The organism is Arthrobacter cavernae (genome assembly GCF_017368795.1).
Classification (GTDB): Bacteria; Actinomycetota; Actinomycetes; order Actinomycetales; family Micrococcaceae; genus Arthrobacter; species Arthrobacter cavernae.
The window spans coordinates 1-1,053 of record NZ_JAFNLL010000116.1; the positions used below are offsets into that span (position 1 = coordinate 1).

Genomic DNA, 1,053 nt, shown 5'->3' on the forward strand with positions numbered 1-1,053 from the left:
GCCGGCTATGGTTGTGCCGCGGCGTGGCCGGCTCTACATTGGGGCATGACCAACGCCGCGGGCCAGCAATCCTTCCATGAGCTTCAGGACATGATCATCAGCACGGCAAGGGCCGCCAGGTCCCGGCCGGAGGGAGGGCCGGGATGCGCATCGGCCTGATCGCTCCGCCGTGGATCCCGGTGCCCCCGCCGGCGTACGGCGGCACCGAGTCCGTCGTCGATGTCCTGGCCCGGGGGCTGGCCGCAGCAGGCCACGAAGTGCTTCTGGCGGCCGCGGCCGGCAGCACCTGTCCGGTTCCAAAGGTTCCCGGTGCTCCTGCCGCGGATCCGGCAACAATGGGCGCGTGCGCTGACGAGCTCCGGCACAGTGTGTTCGCCTATGAGGCGATGGACGGCGTCGACCTGGTCCACGATCACACCCTCGCCGGGCCCCTGTTCCGGCACCGGCCGGAAAAAACACCCCTCATCACCACCGCGCACGGACCCTTAACCGGAGGGCTGCGCGGGATCTACCACGCCATGACTGCCGAAGCCTCGCTCATTGCCATCTCACACCACCAGGCCCGCTCCGCCCCAGATCTCAGGATCAGCCGGGTCATCCACCACGGCATCACCACCGGCGCGGTTCCGGTGGGACGCGGCGAGGGGGGCTACGCATGCTTTCTGGGCCGGATGCACCCCGACAAGGGCCTGCCCCAGGCCATCGGGGCCGCAAGGCTGGCCCGGATGCCGCTGCGGATCGCGGCGAAAATGCACAACAGGGACGAGCACGAGTATTTCCGCACCGTCATCGAGCCGCTGCTCGGGCCGGACGTGGAGTATCTGGGCGAACTGAACACGGCGGACAAGTACGCGCTGCTCGGAGGCGCCGTGGCCCTTCTGAATCCCATTCAGTGGGCCGAGCCCTTCGGCATGGTCATGATCGAGTCCCTGGCCGCCGGCACCCCGGTGATCGCCACACCCCGGGGCTCCGCCCCGGAAATCATCGACGACGGCGCAACCGGATTCCTGCGCGGCGGAATCCGCGAACTCGCGGCAGCCCTCAACGAGGCGG

At 69.0% G+C, this 1,053-nt stretch carries 1 protein-coding gene; it reads left to right on the forward strand.

Annotated features, from left to right (window positions below):
- Positions 1–143: 143 nt before the first annotated feature.
- The coding region (locus J1902_RS19055; RefSeq protein WP_207617931.1) for a glycosyltransferase at positions 144–1,053 on the forward strand (910 nt) is incomplete at its 3' end.